The organism is Chitinophaga sp. 01L420 (assembly GCF_056399985.1).
Window position 1 is genome coordinate 166,429 of record NZ_JBFTSK010000007.1, and the last position, 22,508, is coordinate 188,936.

Here is a 22,508-nt window from a genome sequence, read left to right on the forward strand (position 1 = left end):
GTCACGGATTGGTTATTACAAATATAATAAGGTTACCTAACTAAAAAAATTATATAATCACGTATACAGCTATACGTTAGTACGTTGATATATTAATATAATTTTATTTGTGATTGTAAGATGAACACTATAGCTTTGATGGTATTGATTATAACCACGCTACATCATGTTATACGATATCACTAAAAACGGTTTCCGGATAATACCAAAACTCACTGATGACCTCGAATCCTCAAGGGTAAAGACTTTTTCCAGATCCATGTATCTTTCTTTTGCCGCAATACTGGTGGCCGCTGCCGGTACCATTGCAGGTAAACTGATCAGTATAACAATACAGTGGCTCACAGCATTGGTGTATTTTGGAGATATAAAAAAGGATAGCAGCGGTGCAGAAAATGATGAGCTGGGATTTTGGATCATATTTATTCCAATAGCAGGCGCTGTATTACTGACATGGCTGAGCAGGTATCGTTCTTCTTTTCTTAAAGCAATCGGGCTTACGGTGGCGATTGGTGCCGGGGCTCCTCTTGGAGCAGAAACTCCCGCTATGATTTTTAATGGTGCACTGGGTAACTGGGTGGGCAAATTATTCGCATGCACACCGGAAGAATGCTATATACTTTTTGTAGCAGGTACATGCAGTACATTAGGCAGCCTCTTCGGAGCACCAATAGCAGCCATATTCCTGGCAATGGAAGTGTTTCTTTCGGCTATTACGTTTAACACCATGATCCCGGTAATACTGGCAGCAATAACGGCAGGTGCAGGTAGTTATCTGCAGCGTGGTACAACGCCTGTGTTTAATATACCAACCGCACCGGTTGTAAACATACAGGCTTTATTAGCGTACATAGCAGTGGGACTCATCATTGGCTTGTGGGGCAGCATGAGTGCAAAACTATCGATGCTGATAGAAAAAATGTTTGGAAAGCTAACTAAGCTCAATAGATGGTATTTACTTTTCGCTGCTTTAATAGTAGGTATTGCGGGTTATATCTCTCCCAGGGTACTGGGAACTGGCAATCATTATGTAAATGATTTGTTGCAGGCTCATGTTACTTTGTATATCCTCTTTGCATTGGCAATATTGAAATTAGTAGCATGGCTTTTTTTCTCAGGCGCTTATAAAACGGGCAGTGGCATTACACCAGTATTGATAACTGGTGGAGCGGCAGGTTTACTGATAGGCGTAATCATACAATTAGTCTTTCCGGCTGTTGTAATACATTCCGGTACGTTGGTACTGGCAGGTATGGGAGCTATGCTGACAGCTACTTCCAGGGCCATATTTACGGCTGTTATTCTTTCTTTTGAGTTAACGCATGATGTGAATACCGCATTACCTGTTTTGGGCGCTTGCAGTATTGCATTTTGCATATCGTTACTCACTTCATATAGCAAAAAAAAGCGCATTAATATGCCGGATGAAGTAAAACAGATGTGGTAAGGCTGGCGAAAATAATCTAACCGATTCTTTTGAGCGCCTCTCTCCTACTTAGTGGCGCCAGGGTGTGACTGTTAACAAACGTACGTACATTATCAGGATACGTTTTGGAATACTCCCGTAATGCCCAGCCAATGGCTTTCTGAATAAAAAATTCTTTGGAGTGTGCGTGCTGCAGGATATACTTATATAGAAGTTGTTCGTTTGTATGCTGTTTATAAGCATTCTGAAAGATAATAGCTGCCCGTTGCAACCACATATGATCGCTATTGCTCCACTTGTTGGTGACCGCCGGTTGAGCGGTCGCAAATTTTTTAAGCCATGGACCCGCTAAACAGGATACCACGCCATCTACACTATCCCACCATGATTTGTGTGTGATCATGTATTCAATGAGATGTATATCATCTAAAGTCCACTCTTTGTGTAATTGCTGCATGAGGTCAATGGCGGCATATTGATATTCTCTTTCCGGTTTTTCCCATAATGCTTTTATCAGTGCAGGCATTTCTGCTGCCTTGGGCAAGCCATATGCTGTTTTCAGCGCTTTGTTAATAAGGCGGCGGTTGGGCGTTTTAATACCAAAATATTCAAACTGATCGCGCATGTATCGTTTCATGGCCAATGCATTCGCCGGATTGGCTGCAGGAGTATAAGCATTGATAAGCAGGGTGAGGTATTGCATGTATTATGCCTGGCTTTTAGTGCTGATATAACGATAAAGATTAAACGTTTTCTCTGCTATGAGCGCTTTTATTTCCTGCTGCAGTTCTTGTTTAACCACATCTTTCATTCGCCGGTGCTGAATCAGCTGATACGCTTTTTCTGCCAGCAACAGAATATGCTTTTGTTGTTGATGAGAGATCGCTTTGTGATGCAGCGTAATAGCGCTTATAATTTCGTGTATGCCTTCCTGTTTGGTCGCTACCGATTTGATAACAGGAATTTCCCAGTCGCCATGATGTTTGCTTTGGGCCAGCAATCGCAGATTTTTTACAAAAATATCTGCGTTGGATCGGTCGGCTTTATTCACAATAAAAATATCCGCAATCTCCATTAGGCCTGCTTTCATGGTTTGGATTTCATCACCGGCTTCCGGTACCACTACTACTATTGTGGTGTCTGCCACACCTGCTACTTCCACTTCACTTTGCCCTACTCCTACTGTTTCAATAAACAGGTAGTCAAACCGGGCAGCTTTAATGAGGTCACTGACTTCTATAATTTTTGGACTTAATCCGCCTAAGGCGCCTCTGCTGGCCATGGAACGGATAAATACATGTGGATGATTAAAATGCTGGCTCATTCTGATCCGGTCGCCAAGGAGGGCGCCGAAGTTGAAAGGAGAAGAAGGATCTACAGCAATAATGGCTACACTTTTCTGTTGCTCCAGTAATTCGGTAATCAGTGCGTTGACCAGTGTACTTTTTCCTGCGCCCGGAGGTCCGGTAATGCCTACCACTATAGTATGATTGCTGGCTGGAAGTTGCTCCAGCAGCTGTTCATAGCCTGCTGCCTCATTTTCAACCAAGGAAATGCAACGGGCAAGTGATTTTATATCTCCGCTTAAAAGTCCGGGTAAATACTGCTGATACATTTTACTGTTTACAAACGTTAAACAACAAAAATAAGTGGTATACCTGTTACGCGAGCAAGGAACGGTAAATATTCAGGTATTGTTCTCCGATTTCTTCCCAGCTAAAACTGTCCGCATGTTTTTTTATAGCGTCCATGGGTTGTGTGACTGCGTAATGCGCCATGCCTTTGGCGAAAATGTCCTGCATATAGGCAGGATCAAAATTTTCGAAGTAATAGGCCAAGTCGCCACCTATTTCAGGCAAGCTCGTTTTATTAGAGAGGAAAACTGGTTTACCATGATGCATGGCTTCTATTACCGGGATACCAAAGCCTTCAGCAATCGAAGGAAATACAAATGCTGCGCAGTTACTGAAATACCAGTATTTGCTCTCTTCGTCTATTGGGCCAAGAATTTTAACACGGTCCTGTACACCATAAGCGGCCGCTTCCTGTAATATTTGTTTCTGATAGGTCGTGTTCGCGTTCCCGGCAATGATCAGTTCATAATTGTTGTCCTTGAGTAAGCAAGGGATTACATGAAAGTTCTTCTTTGGCAGTATGGTGCCTATCGTAAACAAAAATGGCCGGCTGGGGCGATAAAGCGGATTGTCGAAAGAGGGGAATGACTTTACATCACACCCGTTGTATATCACGCTTAATGGGGTATTTCCTATGTCAAGATGCTGAAGTACATCTTGTTTTACATAATTTGATATAGCAATAAGATGATCTGCCTTATTAATCATCCGTTGTACCTTGGCCAGTTGTCCCGATATCCTATGTTTATAATTTGGCTTATATAAAAAATTAAGATCGTGAATCGTTAATACGCGTTTGATACTGGGAGATTCCGGCGAATAATCTGATAACTGATAAGTGGTATGCCATACCTGGATGTCTTTTGAATAGGGCATCCATAGTTTATGCCACGCCTTTTGATTATAATGAGGTTCTTCTGAAAAAATTGTTTGCTTATAAGAAGGCAAATAGAAGTAAAGCTCCTCCGGAGGAGCTACCTGCTTGATCAAAGATTGGCCAAGTTCGCTGCAATAAGTATATAGACCGTTATTCGGATATTTCAATCTCTCACAGTCTATCACAAATCTTGGCATATACTAATCGGTTTGAATAATTGTCAGGTATATATTTATATATAACTAAATGCTTAAGCGAAGATATTACAACTTTTTACGAAAAAAAGATAATTATCTTTTATCCTTTGCCGGATAAATTATCTTCCTGACGTATATTGGTTGTCAGTCCAATTGTGTATAATTACTACTAATGACCAATTTTATTTCCATATTTCCGCTTGGAATTGTAGTGTATCCGGGAGAGCAATTAAACTTACATGTTTTTGAGCCCCGGTACAAACAATTAGTGGCTGCCTGTATCGCTGAACATAAGCCTTTTGGAATTCCAGTTGTAATAAATAAAAAAATAATGGAATATGGAACACTGGTACAAATAAAAAAGGTAGAAAAAATATATGAGACCGGGGAAATGGATCTTGTGACCACTGGTGACAGCGTTTTTCGGATCCTGGAGCATGTCGCGGAGATTCCGGATAAATTATACGCCGGCGCCATTGTCAACTACCCGGAAAATAACGAGGGCAACCATGCGAGGTTATTACAGGAGGTGCTGCACGGGGTTCGTGAACTGCATTCCATCCTCCAGATCCATAAAACGTTTAAAAAAGAAGACGATCAGCTGCTGTCATACGATTTGGCGCATCATGCCGGATTATCGCTGGAGGAGGAATATGAGCTGCTGCACCTTTTTTACGAGGCACAGCGGCTGGAATACCTGAAACGCCATTTACACAAAGTAATTCCCATGATGGCAGAAATGGAGCGACTGAAGGAGCGTGTAATGCTGAATGGCCATTTCCGGAACTTATCTGCTGATAATTTATAATTATTATGGAGATGCTTGTCAGGCTTATGTTCTATGCCCCTTTTCCGGGAACTTTAACGTGCATTTAACAGGTCGGCTTTTTGTTTTTTTTGCTTCCCGCCTTAAAAAGTAGATATTTGCAGACCCATATTTTCACTGGAATAAGGGCTTAAACTCAATTCTGTAACTAAATGCATTGGACAAAAGTCAGTATTCTTTGCCTGTTGGGAAGCTTCTTCCTGTTGGCAAATAAGGCTATCGCACAGGACAACTCACCATATTCCCGCTACGGATTAGGAGATCTGAATAACAACCAGAACACGGTGAATCGTGGTATGGGAGGTGTTTCTCAGGCTTATAGTGATCCGCAGTCAGTAAACTTTATCAATCCGGCCAGTTATTCCAGCTTGTTGCTGACAACTTTCGATGTTGGTATTGAAGGTGGAGGCAGATCGATTACCGATCAGGGGAATAAATTCAGTTCCGGTTTCGGTACCCTCTCCTATTTACAGCTGGGAATACCCATTATTAAGAATAAATGGGGCCTGAACCTGGGCTTACGCCCGGTAACCAGGGTTTCTTATAATATCCAGCAAGGATTTAACGGCACCTTTTTCGACACCCTGAGGTACCCGCTGACCAACAAGTATGAAGGCAGTGGCGGTCTTTATCAAATGTATGCCGGTACAGGTGTACGTTTTGGTAATTTTAGCGTTGGGGTAAACCTGGGCTACCTTTTTGGTAACATCGAGAATAATACCCGTTTGATTTTTCCAGATGCCAGTATTTATCCTTCCCATAAAATGTTCCGTACCAGCTACAGCAGCTTTTTCTATAAGTTAGGTGTACAGTACAGAGCTAAAGTGGCTAAAGAAATGGACCTGACCTTTGGTGCTTCCGGTAGCCTGAAACAGAATATGCACGCCCGCCAGGAAACTTTGAGCGAAACACTGCAGTTTGACGGCAATTCAGGCAATTATTCTTCCCAGGATACTGCTAAGTATGTGAAAGGAGAAAGAGGAACCGTTGTTTATCCGGAAGAATTTGCAGTAGGTATCATGCTCCGCAAATTCGATAAATGGATGATCGGTATGGACTTCAACACTACCCAGTGGCAGAACTACTCCAACTTTGGCGCGAAAGATTCCCTGCAAAATGCCTGGAAACTTTCCATCGGCGGACAGTATGTTCCTAACGCCATGGCACTCAGCGGATACTGGAACAGAGTGGCTTACCGTTTAGGTGCTTACTACGGAAATGACTACCTGAAACTGAATGGCGTAACTATGCCTACAACAGGTTTTACCGTTGGTGCGGGTTTACCGGTACGCCGTTTACCTTACTCCAACCAATACAGCATGATCAATCTGGCGTTTGAATTAGCACGTCGCGGTAATAATCAAACAGTATTAAAGGAAAATATCTACCGCATATCACTGGGCTTCACCCTGAGCGATAAGTGGTTTATAAAACGTAAATACGAATAAAAGCACATAGCTATAAATAAAATGCAGCGGAGATATAAGCAGTTTTAATATTAACTACGCTTATATCTCCGCTGCATTTTACTAATAGCTAAAAGCTAACAGCTAATAGCTATCTTTGGCCCATTATTTCTCCAAATGATTAAAAGAACTATCTTATTTTTTATTATAGCCATTGCCGTTAGTAGCTGTGAAAATGATATACAGACGGTGATGGAATTTGATTCCAAAAAAGCGGCTACCGAAAATGGGGTTGACATCATCACTATTTTTAGTCAGGGTGGCAAGGTAAATGCAAAATTGCTGGCACCTGCTATGGAACGTAGCCTGGATAGGCCGTCTTATGTAGCTTTCAATAGTGGACTGAGGGTATTTATGTATAACGATACCCTGGGGTTGGAAAGCACCCTTTCTGCGAAGAAAGGTAAGTACCTCGAAGAAGAAGGCTACGTATATTTATCAGATAGCGTAGTGGTAATTAATAAGAAAGGAGAAAGACTGGATACCAAGGAATTGAACTGGGATCCTAAACGCAAGATCTTCTACTCTACACAGGAAGTTTTTATAAAAACACCCACTGATTCCCTCCATGGATGGGGACTGGAGGCCAACGAGGATTTCAGTGTAAAGAAAATCCTGAAAGTGAGCGGGCCTATTACCGTGCAGGACAGYACTGCTACATTAAACTGATCTAACTAACGGATATATATACACGAAAGAACCCCACCTCTGCAGGTGGGGTTCTTTCGCTTTAACCTATTTTTTAACCTAAAATTTGGGTTAGCAATTCCAATAATTATGCCAGTTTGTTATAATGTGTATAGTGTAAAATAAGTACATGGTAACTATCCGCCTGTTTTCTCATTATTTGCTATATTTCGCTAAACAAATCAGTAGAAATGGAAACTATCAATTGGCCGGATTTTGAAAAAATAGAAATAAGAGCAGGCACCATACTGGAGGCGAATGACTTTCCTAAAGCCCGTAATCCTTCTTACCAGCTTGTTATAGATTTTGGACCGGAACTGGGTATTAAAAAGTCTTCGGCACAAATCACCACCTTATATAGTAAAGAAGAACTCATCGGAAAACAAATTGTAGCGGTGGTTAATTTCCCGCCAAAGCAAATTGCCAACTTTATGTCTGAATGCCTGGTACTGGGTGTAGTAGGCGATAATAAGGAGGTTGTGTTACTTCAACCGAACAAGCAGGTGAGCAATGGGCAGCGTGTGGCGTAGGTAATAAATAGAGTTTTCTTTTTTATTATTGATTATCAATGTTAAATGAATTTTTATTTAATCTAATTTTATTTTTTAATAATATTATTATTAAAATAATATAATAACACATTAACCATTATCATCAGTTTACGAACAATAATACATCGTTCACGGAAATGAAACCTAAGACTAAATTCGACAGTATATCTTTGTTCTAGGTTTTTCATAGGATATGGTTAAAATTATTACAAGGGCGGTATTCTTACCACCCTTTTTTTTACTTTTTTCTTCAGATGACCGTGCTAAATGAGCAAATAGCTGTTTAAACATCTATATAGTTTGATAACCAATACGTTAGCCTTACTACTCCGTATATTAAATTATCATGAAGCGTTTTTAGGCCCCATACGTTCACCTTCTCTTTTCATACGTTTACTGGATAAAATATATCGTTCACTAGAATGGACACTGCAGTATCATAAAATTCGGCCACCTTTGGTATAGGTTTTTCAATAAAGATATGGTTAAAATTTTTCGGGGCTGTAGTCTTGCAGCCCTGTTTTTTTTTCTACACCTCTCATTTCCTATCTTTTACTCCCTTTAATTTTCAATTTCATTTACCAGGCTTTACCATAAGGTGATATGCCATAAGGTTCCTTTGTCCTGTAACAGGGAGTGAGAGATGCCAGCAATGATCAAATACTGGTTTGCTAACAGTGGCCGGAATACCGTTGCTACTTCTCTCCTACCTCTCGATAGCTTCTCCGGTACTTAGGACTCGTCTATCTATTACATTCCCACTATACTTCTATTACTGTTCCATTGCTCTCTTACTACTGTTACATTACTCTTTTACTACACTCCTACTACTCTTTCACCGCACTATGTCTCGTCCTGAAATAGCTATACAGACACTAGACCTCGGGTCACGTCCTGTAATACCAAAAAGAATGGCCTGGTATACATCGTATACCAGGCCATTCTTTAGACACTGTCGTCCATTACAACTGGAATTGTGCCGGGTAAGTTTTATCCAACAAATAATTATAAATAAACCGGTAAGACTCCCCGGAGGAATGAACACTCTTTAAGCCACCCCAACCGTGACGCTCACCGGGATACAGCATAAATTCGAAATGCTTATTCAGATTTTCCAGTTTGTCGATCAGCTGAATGCAGTTTTGCATGTGTACGTTATCATCCATGGTACCATGCACAATGCGGATCAGCCCTTTGTATTTATCGGCATAAGTCATTACAGACGTAGCTTTATAGCCATCCGGGTTTTCGGCCGGTGTATCCATGTAGCGCTCTGTGTAGTGACTATCGTATAATTGCCAGTCAGTTACGGCGTAGTTGGCCATACCATGCGTAAATACATCTGCACCGTAAGTAAGTGCCATACAGGTCATGTATCCACCAAAACTGCCACCGGTCATACATATTTTGCTGCTATCAGCCCAGGGTTGTGCCCGCAGCCACATAGCGGCATCCATATAATCCTCAATTTCATGCTTACCCATCTGCCGGTGAATGTAGTTCATCCCCATTTTACCCAGCTGTCCGCTGCTGCGATTGTCTATGGCTACCTGTATTACACCTTCCTGTGCCCACCATTGTTGGGTGTTGGTGAATTTCCAGCTATCGTATACGGTTCCGGCATTAGGACCACCATAAATACTGATGAGGATCGGATACTTTTTACCCGGTTCCATATGCAGCGGCATCGTGATCGTAAGCGGTAAAGTAAGACCATCGCGGGTTGTATACGTTTTCAGCTCCGTTTTGGCGAGGTTGTAGCTGTCAAATTTTTCACCTTTACTATCACCCAGCTCACGCACTACTTTCCCGTTATTGTCTACCAGCGCCATTTTCGCGGGTGTTTGCAGGTTAGAATAGGTAGTAATGAAATATTTACCGCCTGGTGCTATTTTGATCACATTGCTGTAGTCGCCTTTGGTAAGACGGGTAATCACACCGGTTTTCATGCTCACCTTGTAAAGGTCAATGCGGGTAGAGACTTCTTTGCGGGCAAGGAAGTAAACCAGTTGGTTTTTATCATCTATCTGCAGTACGTCTTTTACTGTCCAGTTGCCGGATGTCAATTGCTTTTTCAGCGTTCCATCCATATTATACAGGTATAGGTGCGCCCAGCCTGTTTTATCACTTAACAGCAGGAAGCCCTGGTTGTTTTGTACAAAAGGAACGGCATCGAACCAGTCGATCCAGGTTTTCTGCTTTTCATCGTAGACTTCTTTTTTGGCGCCGCTTTGCGGGTTGATGCTGTATATTTTCAGGTTGTCCTGACCGCGGTTCATCCACTGCATCCACAACTGCTGACTGTCATCTGTCCAGAAGGGCGTACCAAAATACTGATCATCATTTTCGTTGAAGTCGGCCCAAACAGTAGTGCCGCCGGAAACGGGTACCACACCAACTTTCACAGCAGGGTTAGGATCGCCGGCTTTGGGATAGCGTGTATTTTCGAGGTAGCCATGCTGGCCTTTCTCGCTATAGATAGGGAATACAGGTACTTTAGTATCGTTAAAGTGCATGTAAGCAATTTTGCGACTGTCGGGGCTCCACCAGAAGGCGCGGTAATGAGTAGCCCGGCCAAGGATTTCTTCATAATATACCCAGGATGCCCAACCATTATAGATCACGTCTGATCCGTCATTGGTATAGCGGGTTTCCTTTTTGGAGGCTACTTCAACGCTGTATAAGTCGTTGTTACGGGTAAAAGCCACATATTTTCCATCAGGGGAAAGCGTTGGATTTTTTTCTTCTGCTGCGTCATTGGTCAAACGTACGCTGCTACCATCTGCAGCCTTATAAAACACATCCTTTTCACGTACTTCTACACTGGGACCATCTACCGGAGCGGTGTAAATAGTGGCATTGCCGGTGCGGGCATCTACTTTCCACGCCTGCATACGGCCATTGGCAGCATCGGGGCGCATTTCCAGGTAATGTTCTCCATCTGCCCACTCGCGGATAGCTGGCAGGGGCTTGGTGATATTAGTTGCTTTGCCTTTAAAAGCCTGTTCAAAAGTAAGATCCTGCTTTTGTTGCGCCTGCAAACAGGGGGTTGTCAGCAGCAATAAGGCTACACTACTGATAGTGATTGGTTTTAACCATTGTTCGCTTCTCATAATTTGTAAAGTATCAGGTGGTTTTTTTCTTATCGTTAGCGGGCGAAAATAAGCATAACTAAAAAATACCCCCAACAAATTACACAAACGGGCACCTCGCCAAAACCGCCCATTGCCCAAATTCCACCAGTTATGAAAGATTTCCCCGCGCCTGGTAATTGGGGCTGAAAATAGCAGTGGAAGCGGTTACCTTTAAAATGGTTTTCATAGGATATGGTCAAAAAATAAGAGGGCTGTAGTCTTACAGCCCTTTTTACTATTTTTGCACTCCAACAGGCAATTACAACTTACTACATGACACAATTATCTGAGCAAGAGATTATACGCCGGGAAAAATTACAGGAGCTGCATAATTTAGGCATAGACCCCTACCCAGCAGCGGAGTACCCGGTTAATGATACTTCCGTAAATATAAAATCCAAGTATTCGGAAGAAACAAAAGAACAATTCCAGGCTGTATGCCTGGCAGGCCGCGTTATGATGGTACGCGACATGGGTAAGGCTGCATTTGTCTCTATCCAGGACAGCATAGGTCGTATCCAGATATATATCCGCCGGGATGATATCTGCCCTGGTGAAGACAAAACGCTGTATGATGTTGTATTTAAAAAACTGCTAGATATCAGCGACTTTATAGGAGTAAAGGGATATGCCTTTATTACCAAAACCGGCGAAACCTCTATTCACGCCAAGGAAATTACTATTCTAGCCAAATCCTTGCGCCCTATGCCCATCGTAAAAGAGAGGGAAGGGGAAGTGTTTGATGAGGTAACCGATCCGGAATTTAAATACCGTCAACGTTATGTAGACCTGGTGATTAACCCGGAAGTGAAAGAGGTGTTTATCAAACGCACCAAAATTATGCAAACCATCCGCGATTTCTACAATAACCTGGGTTACCTGGAAGTAGAAACGCCTATACTGCAGCCAATTCCAGGTGGAGCTACCGCACGTCCGTTTACTACGCATCACAATGCACTGGATATGCCGCTCTATCTCCGTATAGCCAACGAGTTATACCTGAAACGCCTGATCGTAGGTGGTTTTGAAGGTGTATACGAGTTCGCAAAAGATTTCCGTAATGAAGGAATGGACCGTACCCATAACCCGGAATTTACCGTAATGGAAATGTACGCCGCCTATAAAGATTACGAGTGGATGATGCGTACCACAGAATCCCTGCTGGAAAAGATTGCCATTACCTTACACGGTACTACCGCTGTACAGGTGGGTGATAAAACCATCGACTTCAAAGCACCGTTCCGCCGTGTATCCATGTATGAAGCCATACTGGGACATACTGGTATCGATATTTCCACGATGGACGAAGCACAGCTCCGCGAGGTATGCAAACAATTAGGTTTGCATGTAGATCCTAAATTTGGTAAGGCTAAACTGATCGATGAAATTTTCGGCGAAAAATGTGAAGGCAACTACATCCAGCCAACTTTCATCACGGACTACCCGGTAGAAATGAGCCCGCTGACGAAAAAACATCGCAGCAAAGCCGGTCTGGTAGAACGTTTTGAACTGATGGTAAATGGTAAAGAAATTGCCAACGCCTACAGTGAGCTGAACGATCCAATTGACCAGCGCGAACGTTTTGAAGAACAGGTACAACTGATGGAACGTGGTGATGATGAAGCCATGTACATTGATTACGACTTCTTACGCGCACTGGAATATGGTATGCCGCCAACCTCCGGTATTGGTATCGGTATTGACCGCTTAACGATGCTGATGACGAACCAGCCATCCATTCAGGATGTATTGTTCTTCCCGCAAATGAAACCAGAACAGCAGCAGAAATAGAGCCGAAGGCTTAAGACATAAAGCAAAAAGCTATTGTAGCAATTAATTGAAGCGGATAACCTTTCGCTCTAATTATCCGCTACAATAGCTTTTTGCTTTATGCCTTCCGTTTTCCGCTCCACAAAAAGTGGCATTAAATTTTCATGAAGCGTTCATATACCAACGCACATCGTTAACTTTAAGAAGTGCTTATTAGTATCTTAAAATTAGCCCATATGAAAACAATCTTAGTACCTACTGATTTTTCTGATACCGCGTATAATGCTGCTACTTACGCCCTTTCTCTGGCCAGGAGCCTGGGCACTACCCGCATTGTATTGTATCATGCATATGAGCTGATTGTCCCCATTCCAGATGTGCCTACCATGATACCCATGGTAAATCCGGATGATCTGAGAGAAGCCAGCCTGGAAGGTCTTGAGAAGATGAAAAAGGAATTACATGCATTGGTATCTGCTGATACCACGCTGGTAACCCGGGCAGACAATACCCTGCTGGCTGCTACCATCGAAGAAGTATGTAAGAATGAGGAGGCAGACCTTATTGTAATGGGCATTACCGGCGGCAGTAAACTGGAAGAAGTATTGGTGGGTTCCAACACCATTGACGTGGTGAAAAATACCAGCTATCCGGTGCTGATAGTCCCCGGCAATGCGAAATATAAGCCCATTGAAAAAATAGTTTTTGCAGCAGACCTCCGCAAGGTGGCAGAAACCACACCAGTGGAACCACTGAAAAAGCTATTACATATTTTTAATGCGGAATTGCACGTTATTAATATTGACCATGAAAGCCGGCATTTCAGCACAGATACGCCTTTTGAAACTTTGATGCTGGATACCCTGCTGGAAGATTTTCACCCGGAATATCATTTTATCGATAACCCGGATGTGATTGAAGGAATTGTAGAATTTGGTGAGGAAATTAAAGCGGACATCATCCTTACCATTCCTAAAAAACACGGATTATTTGAAAGCATTTTTAAGCGTAGCCGCACATCAAAACTGGCTTACCAAACACATATACCACTGTTGACATTACACGAATAATTTATATTTTTGACAGATATTAATATTTATAATAACACTATGCTTAAACGTTCATTATTAGTACTGCTGGGCTTTTTTTGCCTGCAGGCAAGTCAGGCACAATTCCTGAAAAAACTCGGCAAACAACTGGAATCCGCCAGCAATAAAAACGGCAGCACAGGTAATTCCGGTGCTTCACTCGCCGGCTTAACAGAGGCGGATGCTGGTGGCGGCATCAAGGAAGCGCTGGCCAAAGGTGTGGCTGCAGGTATTGCCAAGCTGAATAAAACAGATGGCTTTTTTGGTAGTGATGTGTATAAATTATTGTTGCCACCGGATGCTGTGAAAATTGGTAACACCTTACGCTCCATAGGATTGGGCAGCCAGGTAGATAAAGCGATCCTGCAAATTAACCGTTCTGCAGAAAAAGCGGTAGGTTATGCAGCGCCTATCTTTGTGAGCGCCATTAAGCAAATGACCCTGACAGATGCGTTGAACCTGGTGAAAGGCGGTAATACTTCCGCTACCGATTTCTTTAAAAGCAAAACGACCGATTCCCTGAAAACGGCTTTCATGCCTGTTATTAAAAAGACGCTGGACAGCACCAGTGCTACCCGTTATTATTCAGATATCGTAACATCTTATAACAAGTTACCTACTACCTTCAATAAAGTAAATCCGGATCTGCAGGACTACGTGACCACCATGGCCGTAAATGCGCTGTTTGACCAGATCGCTAAAGAAGAATTAGCTATCCGCGCTAATCCGGCTGCCAGAACAACGGACCTGCTGAAGAAAGTATTTGGAGCCAAGTAGCTTTTAGCCATTAGCTTTTAGCTTTTAGAAAATGCAGCGGAGATTATATTATATGTTTTCCGCTGCATTTTCTAAAAGCTAAAAGCTAACGGCTAACTGCTGTAAGCAGTATCTGCCATGCTGCGGCTACCTTTCCATCGTCCAGCAGCTTTTTTGCATAGTGATGGAGTTCTTTATCCATTTCTTCCGGCGTTATGCTGTAATACTGGATAATATTTTTGAGATGGTCATCATAAAAAGCAGCATCAATAACAGGTACTTCATGTACATTCCCCAGTTGTCCAAGGTTGTTGCCTGTAAGAATATGACTGTTACGGATAGCCAACGGTAATGCATCTACGCCAATGCCCAGTTGAGTATTGGGTTTGGCCACTTCAAATACGGCACTACCGGAAGCACGGCAATAGAAATCTCCCCCCATACGGGCGACCAGGTCTATTTTATGGGGATCTATTTTGCCCTGGGCATCCAATATGTTATCGTTGATATGTAGCATTACCGGTTCGCATATAACCAGGTTGCCGGCTCCTCCCCCTTGTCCTGTTTCAATGATCTGTTTTACGATACACTCCATTTGCACCGGGCTCTCTTTTACCCGGAATGGTTGCACTTTTTCAGACGCGAGTGGTGTAAATCCGGCTTTTTCAAATTCACTGATACCGGCCGGGTATTCGCAGCTGCTGAGGGAAGCCTGCTGTACCATGGCATAGCTTACTACATTGATCACTACTTCTTTGGTGGCGTATACATTTTCCAGTGTATGCTTCACCGTATTATCGCGTACCCGCCGGGCCGGCGAAAATATCAATGTAGGAGGATTGGCGCCAAATACATTAAAAAAGCTGAATGGCGACAAATTAGGCCGGCCATCTATATCTATGGTGCTGGCAAAACAAATAGGGCGGGGCGATATGGCGCCCAGCAGATAAGCATGTAGCTCACTGGTTTTTACCTGGGAGGGATCTATCTGCATGGTTATGCTTTTTTCTTGAGCGCCAGTATGGAAAAGTCACTGTCTTCTTTCACAATGGTGTTGGAAAGCGTTCCTAAGCCGGTTACTTCCATTTCCACTACGTCGCCGGGTTGCAGCCATTGTTGAGTATAATCCGGGTCGTTCAGTTTGCCGGTACCGTTTAGTTCCAGGAAGCAGCCGGTGCCTACAGTACCACTGCCAATAATGTCGCCTGGCAGAATATTTACGCCGTAGGCGCAACGTTCTACGATTTCGGCAAAGGTCCAGTCCATGTCGCCCATGTTGCCTTCACTCACGGTGATACCATTGACTTTACAGGTCATTTTCAGATCGTAATTATTGCCGGTATGATCAGGCCTGGCGGGTATTTTCAGTGATTCCAGTTCATCAGGAGTCACCAGCATGGGGCCAATAACGGTACTGAAGTCCTTGCCTTTGGCAGGTCCGAGGTTCAGCAACATTTCTTCCATTTGCAGGGTGCGTGCGCTCATATCGTTCATGATCATGTAGCCGCCAATATAATCATCTGCTTCCGCCGCGGTAACATTACGTCCTGCTTTGCAGATAACGATGGCAACTTCCAGCTCGAAATCCAGTTTCTCGAAATGATCAGGCATACAGTGAATATCGCCGGGACCCTGAATGGCATTGTGGTTGGTGAAGTAGAAAATCGGATATTGATCAAACTCCGGAATCATGGCCACCTTACGGTTGCGTCGTGCTGCTGCCACATGTTGCCGGAAAGCATATCCATCCCTGCAGGAAGTAGGAAACGGTACCGGTGAAAGTAGCTGTACGCTCCCTACCGGAATACCCATCGCACTGCTGGGATTTTTACCTGCTTTCAATAAGGCATCTGCCTGTTTGGCAATGTCAATCACATCTTCCCACATCATCAGGAACATGCCCATGTTATTCGGAAGATCCGGATACAGCTCCTGGGTATTGTATAACAGCCCATCTACCAAGATGGCTAACTGGTCTGTTTCCTCTCTTAAATAGCTTACTAGTTTCATGGTGTTGGTAATTGTTCTGGTTGTATGAAGTGCCAAATATAAGAATGGCCTTTAAATGGTTTGGCTATTTTTTGATAAATTATAAAGATAAATCCCCTGCTATGAAACCTTTGTTGCGCCTTATTTTTCTCTTATTGGCCACACCAGCCGTTTTGAAAGCACAAACCTTAAAAATCACTGTTTCGCCGGTTATCCCATGCTAAAACTGATACAGCTGGACAACACAGATGCCGCCTACCCCGAAGCAGTTAATGGGCTCCTACAAATAAATCCGCAAAACTTCAATCAAAAGATCAGAAAAATGCTGTCCGCAGCCAGGTAATTGCTTTATATTTATATGCAGAACCACCACGTATATGCGTTCCTGTTTGTTGTTCTTGCTGTTTTATAGCCATCTCTTTATTGTACAGGCGCAATCCCGTACAGATACCATGCTGCAAAACCTGCTGCAAAGGGAAGGCTCTCCTGTGCTAAAACACATTCTGCAGTATCCTGACTCATTTCGTTACCAGCTGATTTACACGCAAATTGATCGGGATGCGGATAATACGCCTCATTTTAAAAGCTATTACCTGGAGGTAGATGCGGATAAATATTTTAATCCTGCCAGTACCGTGAAGCTACCTATTGCTTTGCTGGCACTGGAAAAACTGCATAAACTGAATATACCCCAGCTTACCGGGAATACGCCGATGCTTACGGACAGCGCCTGGCGCGGACAGGTAAAAGTGTATACCGACAGTACGGCGCAGAATGGACTACCGTCTATCTATCATTATATCAAACAAGTATTCCTCATCAGTGATAATGATGCCTACAACCGGTTGTATGAGTTTGTGGGACAGCAGCGTATTCATGAAAGGCTATGGGCAATGGGGTATAAAGATGTACGTATTGTACGTCGTTTTATGCCGCTCACAGAAGAGGAAAACAGGCATACTAACCCCATTCGTTTTGTGGCGAACGGGCAACTGATATACCAACAACCAGCAGCCTACGATACCTTGTCTTTTGATTATAGCAGGCAGGTAACTATTGGTGTCGGTTACCTCGACCGGGACGATAAACTGGTATTTTTGCCCATGGATTTTACCCGGCATAATAACCTGCCGCTGACCGGGTTGCAGCATATGTTACAGTCTGTGTTGTTTCCTGCTTCTGTGCCGGCAAAGGAGCGGTTTAATCTTACGAAAGATGATTACCGTTTTTTGTACCGTTATATGTCACAATATCCGTCAGAAACTTCCTGGCCTAAATATGATACTACAGCGTATTACAACAGTTTTACAAAATTCTTTTTTTTCAAAGATGGTAAACAAAACATTCCGCCATACATACGTGTATTTAATAAAGCTGGCTGGTCCTACGGCTTCCTGACCGATGCTGCATATGTTGTTGATTTTAAAAATCGAGTTGAGTTTATGCTGACCGGCGATCTTTACGTTAACCGTGACGGTATTTTGAATGATAATAAATATGAATATGATGGAGATGGCTATCCCTTCTTTAAAGAAGTAGGGGAAATTATTTATAAATATGAATTACAACGCAGGAGAAAATACAAACCTAACCTGCAGAATTTCAGTATTAATTACAAAGAATAAATAGCATGGGATAAATATTATTTATAGCCTCATAGAATAGTATAATGCACGAAATAATATATGAACGTTGTATTTTTGCTTTTTATAGGACAGTCATATTTAAAATGCGCATCATTTTTGAGCTGGCTGCCCAGGGTTTATAAGGAAGGTTTTATTCATATCCCGTAACTGCACTCTAAAATTCGGAGTTATGAAGTTTGAAAAGATTAAGAACAAAGGACAGGCAAGATTATTTGAGAGCCAGTATCTGGAGATGCTTACCAAAACGCATCCATTGGTGATCTGGGGGCTTTATTTGCCCATTATTGGCTATATGCTTTACTATAGTCATGATACACTAGGCTTTACACCCGGTACAGTATTCGGTATATTCATTGGTGCCATGGCTTTCTGGTCATTTTTTGAGTATATTATGCACCGGTTTATGTTTCACTTTGTGAGCGACAAGCCCAAAGTGCAACGCTTTATTTATGTAATGCATGGGAACCACCATGAGTATCCGAGAGACAAACAACGTTTATTTATGCCTCCGGTACCCAGTCTGATACTCGCTTCAGCCATTTTTGGCGTGCAATATATCTTCCTGCGACAGATCACATTTATGTTTTTCCCCGGCTTTATCCTGGGATACCTGATTTACGGTAGTATGCACTACGCTATCCACGCATGGAATCCGCCTTTCCGGTTTATGAAACCATTATGGCGCAACCATCACCTGCATCACTATAAAAGTGAGGACAGAGGGTTTGGCGTAAGTTCCTCTATCTGGGATCACGTATTTGGAACTTTCTTCGACCTGGATAAAGAGAAGGAGGACAAGGAAAAAGTAAAAGAGCTGACGTTTTAGCTATTAGTCACTAGCTTTTAGCTTTTAGGAAATGCAGCGTAGATAATATTATGATGGTCTACGCTGCATTTCCTAAAAGCTAAAAGCTAAAAGCTAAAAGCTAATGGCTAACAGCTGTTTCACCATCTCTCTTCATCATCGGGCAGGTTATCCTGTTTATAGGTGGCCCGGGAAGTGATTTTTTGCAGTTGTCTTTCAATGATCAGCGCAGCAATAGGTTTATACGGATCTGCCCCGGTAGCCACTGCGTTTTCCAATAGCTGTTTTACACGATCTTCTGATACATCTGTCCGGTACAGGAGAAATATAAACTGCTGAAAGTTTTCACTGATCAGTATTTCCAGCTTCTTAGCCAGTATTTCTTCCAGTAGCTCGTAACTAACATTAACGGGTACACTTATGTCAAAGTGTTCCTGCGCCCATGTTGCTGCTTCCTGCAGGTATAGTGCTGGCAATGCAGTCATTATTTCATTTGTTTTATTTTGTAAGAAGCATTGGTGACTACTTTTACCGGCACTTTCAGGTCATGTTTAATGCGTTTGGCCTTATTAGCCTTGTAGGTGTAATCACCGGACATATCTGTATTTTGTACACAGATGCTGGGAAATCCACTGCTGCGGTTCACCAGGTAGTTGGAAGAAGTAGTTCCCTGGATTTCTGCGGTGGCTTTAATACCATCTTCCAGGGTCAGCATTTGTACTTTATCTGTTTTTATTTTGGAGGTACCGCCAATTTTCGCTGTTTGTGCATCCCAGGTTTGCAGGTTCCAGTAAAGGTCTATGCTGCCTACCAGGCCCCCGCGTAAAGGCACATTTTCTTCCCATTGGGTGCCGGTTTTAATGCCGTGTGCGGGGTACATGATCAGGAGCTGTTCCAGCCAGCTTTGGAAGGCGGTGGTACCAAACTGGTCTTTCATCAGTTTTTTATAGGCTTCCTGTTCGTCTTTCTTCAGTGTGCTGAAAGCATTGCTGGCGTTATCGAGGATATTGTCGAGGCCTTCTACTTTATTGATGATACCTGTAGTTTGTATTTCAACGGTAAAGGGCTGATCCAGTACTTTATTAAGTCCTGCCTGGAAAGGCTCCTCCGTTTTTGTCACCTTGGCATCCACAAAGATGTTCTGGTTTTTAGCGTTGAAGTTGAATTTCAGATCTTTATACCGGAAGGTGAGCGTGGTTTTGCCAGGTTGTACATCTGTTACTTCCATGGTAATGATATTGTTGTAGTCACGGGTAGTACGTTGTACAATTTCGTTGACTGTCATATAGGTTTCACTTCTGCTTTTCTGCTCCAGTTCAAACAACTCTCCTTTATGAAAGGTATAGGTGAGGGCTACATATTCCTGTGCTTTAGCGGATAAAGCCAGTGTTACTACCATCGCAATCAGTCCCAAAATTCTTTTCATTACCATTTTTTATTTGATCAAACATATTTTTCAATCACGCCCAGACCAAACAGTGCAAAATCGTACCTGGCAGGATCATCAGGGTCGAGTTTTTTCAGCTGGTGAGTGAGGGCGGCGGCTGTTTTCCAGTCAGCTTTCGCCTCTGGTATTAATCCCAATCTGGCGGCAACCCTGCTTACATGTACATCCATCGGACATACCAGTTGCGAAGGTGATATGTGCTGCCAAAGCCCAAAATCCACGCCATTTTCATCTTGTCTTACCATCCAGCGTAAATACATGTTCAATCGTTTGCAAGCTGAGTTCTTAGCCGGGGTGGCAATATGCTTGCCTGTTCTTTCCGGATGTTCCAGCGCAAAAAATACCTTACGAAATCCGATGAGCGCTTTTTCCACATTATCATCCTGAGGGGTAATATGGGCGCTGAAGGCGAATTCCAGCGATGTTACATTGGTGTAATAATGCTGGAGAAACTCGACAAAATACAGCAGATCCAAACCGTTAAATGTGCGGTGACAAAATGAAAATAATTTCATCCGGTCTTTTGCCTGATGATGACGGATAAAGTCATAAGGTGAATCATCCATCATTTTCATCAGCTCTGTGCATTTATTGATAATGCTGGTACGGTTTCCCCAGGCCAGTATGGCCGCGAAGAGACCGGATATTTCAATATCCTGCAATACACTGAAACGGTGCGGAATGCAAATAGGATCGTTTGCAATAAAGTCCGGGTGATTGTAATACGCCGCCTTTGCATCCAAAAACTCCCTTAGTTTCTCGATTTTCATAAGTTAAATCACGTGTATCACCACAAGCCTTTTTATATCAGCGGTCACTTTTGATATAAAAAGGCTCTGGATATGGTTAGGGTAAATATTTACACTTTGGTAAAGATAATTTTTACCAGATAAGAATTAAAATCTATTACTTAGCCAATAGCTTTATTCAGATCGGCTGTCAGGTCGCTTACATCCTCAATACCAACGCTTAACCGGATGAGGGAATCCACTAACCCGTTTTGGACTCTTTCTGCGCGGGGAATAGAGGCGTGGGTCATGCTGGCAGGGTGTCCTATCAGTGATTCTACCCCACCTAATGACTCGGCCAGTGCAAACAGGTGTGTATTGCTCAGAATCCGGTTGGCGGCTTCCAGGCTGTCATCTTTGAGGGTAAAGGACATCATGCCTCCAAAGCCACGCATCTGCTGTTTGGCAATATCATGGTTAGGATGGTCCGTAAAGCCAGGCCAGTATACTTTGTCTACTTTAGGATGATTGCGAAGGAAATTGGCCACCACTACCCCATTTTCACAATGCCGCTGCATACGTACATGGAGGGTTTTAATACCCCGGAGTACCAGGAAGCAGTCTTGCGGGCCAGGAACGGCGCCGCAACTGTTTTGTATAAAATACAGTCGTTGGGCCAGGTCTTCATTTTTTACAATCACCACACCATGTACCACGTCGCTATGGCCTCCCAGGTATTTGGTAGCGGAATGCAGTACAATATCGGCACCCAGGTCCAGCGGATTTTGCAGGTAAGGCGATGCAAAGGTGTTATCCACACAAAGCATGATTTCACTTTTCCTGGCTATTTGCGCGCAGGCAGCAATATCAATGATCCTTAACAGGGGATTGGTAGGCGTTTCCAGCCAAATCATCTTTGTCTGGGGCGTTACATGGGCTTCTATGTTCCTGGCATCTGCCATATCTATAAAGGTGAACTTGATGCCATAACGCTCAAATACCTTGGTAAAAATGCGATAGGTGCCTCCATAGAGGTCGTTGGTAGCAATGACTTCATCACCAGGATTCAGGAGCTTCATCACACCGTCTGTAGCTGCCAGCCCACTTCCAAAGGAAATACCATGTGTGCCGTTTTCAATAGCCGCCAATGCGTTCTGCAGTGCATCACGGGTAGGGTTTTGCGTCCGGGCATATTCGTAGCCTTTATGTACCCCTGGCGCGCTTTGTACGTAGGTAGAAGTTTGAAAAATTGGAGTCATAATAGCGCCGGTAGATGGATCGGGAGCTACACCTGCGTGTATGAGTTTAGTACCCAGCTTCATGTCTTAAATATTTAAAAATGAGTAATTTCTGGTGGTTTTCAAATATACTCCAGTTTTTGCGATTGAACAGCCCCCAAATGATGAGAGGAATACTTGTCCATTTTAGCTAATATTAAGATATGATCGCATAAAATACCACGGTTACGAACATTTTTATAT

19 protein-coding genes and 1 pseudogene are annotated in these 22,508 nt (G+C 43.0%); 10 read left to right on the forward strand and 10 right to left on the reverse strand.

Annotation, left to right across the window (positions count from 1 at the left end; translation table 11 throughout):
* Positions 1–166: 166 nt before the first annotated feature.
* Positions 167–1,447, forward strand: a complete 1,281-nt coding sequence (locus AC1DP6_RS09800; protein ID WP_477054658.1) for a chloride channel protein — start codon at positions 167–169, stop codon at positions 1,445–1,447.
* A 16-nt stretch (positions 1,448–1,463) separates the two neighbouring features.
* Here the strand turns inward: AC1DP6_RS09800 and AC1DP6_RS09805 are convergent, their stop codons facing one another.
* Genes AC1DP6_RS09805 through AC1DP6_RS09815 form a run of 3 tightly spaced genes read right to left on the reverse strand, consistent with a single transcriptional unit; the run spans position 1,464 to position 4,134 of the window.
* Positions 1,464–2,129: a DNA alkylation repair protein gene (locus tag AC1DP6_RS09805; RefSeq protein ID WP_477054659.1), complete on the reverse strand. Its 666-nt coding sequence runs from the start codon at positions 2,127–2,129 to the stop codon at positions 1,464–1,466.
* 3 nt (positions 2,130–2,132) lie between these two features.
* Positions 2,133–3,041: a methylmalonyl Co-A mutase-associated GTPase MeaB gene (gene meaB, locus AC1DP6_RS09810; protein ID WP_477054660.1), complete on the reverse strand. Its 909-nt coding sequence runs from the start codon at positions 3,039–3,041 to the stop codon at positions 2,133–2,135.
* Positions 3,042–3,087: 46 nt separating this feature from the next.
* Positions 3,088–4,134, reverse strand: a complete 1,047-nt coding sequence (locus AC1DP6_RS09815) for a glycosyltransferase family 4 protein (RefSeq protein WP_477054661.1) — start codon at positions 4,132–4,134, stop codon at positions 3,088–3,090.
* Between the two features lie 172 nt (positions 4,135–4,306).
* Between AC1DP6_RS09815 and AC1DP6_RS09820 the strand changes: the two genes are divergently transcribed.
* The 4 genes from AC1DP6_RS09820 to AC1DP6_RS09835 all read left to right on the forward strand — a co-directional run bounded on the left by AC1DP6_RS09820 (position 4,307) and on the right by AC1DP6_RS09835 (position 7,643).
* Positions 4,307–4,942, forward strand: coding sequence for an LON peptidase substrate-binding domain-containing protein (locus AC1DP6_RS09820; protein ID WP_441573009.1), 636 nt, complete (start codon positions 4,307–4,309; stop codon positions 4,940–4,942).
* 170 nt (positions 4,943–5,112) lie between these two features.
* A complete protein-coding gene (bamG, locus tag AC1DP6_RS09825; RefSeq protein WP_477054662.1) occupies positions 5,113–6,408 on the forward strand; it encodes a BamG family beta-barrel-assembly machinery protein in 1,296 nt (431 codons plus the stop codon).
* Between the two features lie 135 nt (positions 6,409–6,543).
* Entirely contained in the window at positions 6,544–7,095 is a 552-nt protein-coding gene (lptC, locus tag AC1DP6_RS09830) for an LPS export ABC transporter periplasmic protein LptC (RefSeq protein WP_477025120.1), read from the forward strand.
* A 209-nt stretch (positions 7,096–7,304) separates the two neighbouring features.
* Complete coding sequence (locus AC1DP6_RS09835) at positions 7,305–7,643, forward strand: tRNA-binding protein (protein WP_477054663.1); 339 nt, start codon at positions 7,305–7,307, stop codon at positions 7,641–7,643.
* A gap of 983 nt (positions 7,644–8,626) precedes the next feature.
* Here the strand turns inward: AC1DP6_RS09835 and AC1DP6_RS09840 are convergent.
* Positions 8,627–10,777: a S9 family peptidase gene (locus AC1DP6_RS09840; protein ID WP_477054664.1), complete on the reverse strand. Its 2,151-nt coding sequence runs from the start codon at positions 10,775–10,777 to the stop codon at positions 8,627–8,629.
* 294 nt (positions 10,778–11,071) lie between these two features.
* Here AC1DP6_RS09840 and lysS point away from each other — a divergent pair, with 294 nt between their 5' ends.
* The 3 genes from lysS to AC1DP6_RS09855 all read left to right on the forward strand — a co-directional run bounded on the left by lysS (position 11,072) and on the right by AC1DP6_RS09855 (position 14,433).
* Positions 11,072–12,589 carry a lysine--tRNA ligase gene (gene lysS / locus AC1DP6_RS09845; protein ID WP_477054665.1) on the forward strand — a complete coding sequence of 506 codons (1,518 nt, stop codon included), beginning with the start codon at positions 11,072–11,074 and terminating at the stop codon, positions 12,587–12,589.
* Positions 12,590–12,804: 215 nt separating this feature from the next.
* Positions 12,805–13,638 (forward strand): universal stress protein, encoded by an 834-nt coding sequence (locus tag AC1DP6_RS09850; protein ID WP_477054666.1) that lies wholly within the window; start codon positions 12,805–12,807, stop codon positions 13,636–13,638.
* Between the two features lie 39 nt (positions 13,639–13,677).
* The gene (locus AC1DP6_RS09855; RefSeq protein WP_477054667.1) at positions 13,678–14,433 is read left to right on the forward strand and encodes a DUF4197 domain-containing protein; all 756 of its coding nucleotides are present in this window, start codon (positions 13,678–13,680) and stop codon (positions 14,431–14,433) included.
* A gap of 529 nt (positions 14,434–14,962) precedes the next feature.
* Here the strand turns inward: AC1DP6_RS09855 and AC1DP6_RS09860 are convergent.
* A pseudogene (locus tag AC1DP6_RS09860) lies at positions 14,963–15,406 on the reverse strand (flavin reductase family protein); the annotation flags it as partial.
* Between the two features lie 2 nt (positions 15,407–15,408).
* Complete coding sequence (locus tag AC1DP6_RS09865; protein ID WP_477054668.1) at positions 15,409–16,422, reverse strand: fumarylacetoacetate hydrolase family protein; 1,014 nt, start codon at positions 16,420–16,422, stop codon at positions 15,409–15,411.
* A 356-nt stretch (positions 16,423–16,778) separates the two neighbouring features.
* Here AC1DP6_RS09865 and AC1DP6_RS09870 point away from each other — a divergent pair, with 356 nt between their 5' ends.
* Entirely contained in the window at positions 16,779–18,026 is a 1,248-nt protein-coding gene (locus AC1DP6_RS09870) for a serine hydrolase (RefSeq protein WP_477054669.1), read from the forward strand.
* A 190-nt stretch (positions 18,027–18,216) separates the two neighbouring features.
* Complete coding sequence (locus tag AC1DP6_RS09875; protein ID WP_477054670.1) at positions 18,217–18,873, forward strand: sterol desaturase family protein; 657 nt, start codon at positions 18,217–18,219, stop codon at positions 18,871–18,873.
* A gap of 119 nt (positions 18,874–18,992) precedes the next feature.
* Here AC1DP6_RS09875 and AC1DP6_RS09880 read toward each other — a convergent pair whose 3' ends face one another.
* The 4 genes from AC1DP6_RS09880 to AC1DP6_RS09895 form a co-directional block, all read right to left on the reverse strand.
* Positions 18,993–19,337 carry a hypothetical protein gene (locus tag AC1DP6_RS09880; protein WP_477054671.1) on the reverse strand — a complete coding sequence of 115 codons (345 nt, stop codon included), beginning with the start codon at positions 19,335–19,337 and terminating at the stop codon, positions 18,993–18,995.
* Positions 19,337–20,278, reverse strand: coding sequence for a DUF6263 family protein (locus AC1DP6_RS09885; protein WP_477054672.1), 942 nt, complete (start codon positions 20,276–20,278; stop codon positions 19,337–19,339). The genes AC1DP6_RS09880 and AC1DP6_RS09885 overlap by 1 nt, the downstream gene beginning before the upstream one ends.
* A 17-nt stretch (positions 20,279–20,295) precedes the next feature.
* Positions 20,296–21,069, reverse strand: coding sequence for a TIGR02757 family protein (locus AC1DP6_RS09890; RefSeq protein ID WP_477025109.1), 774 nt, complete (start codon positions 21,067–21,069; stop codon positions 20,296–20,298).
* A 140-nt stretch (positions 21,070–21,209) separates the two neighbouring features.
* The gene (locus AC1DP6_RS09895; protein ID WP_477025108.1) at positions 21,210–22,349 is read right to left on the reverse strand and encodes a cystathionine gamma-synthase; all 1,140 of its coding nucleotides are present in this window, start codon (positions 22,347–22,349) and stop codon (positions 21,210–21,212) included.
* Positions 22,350–22,508 lie beyond the last annotated feature (159 nt).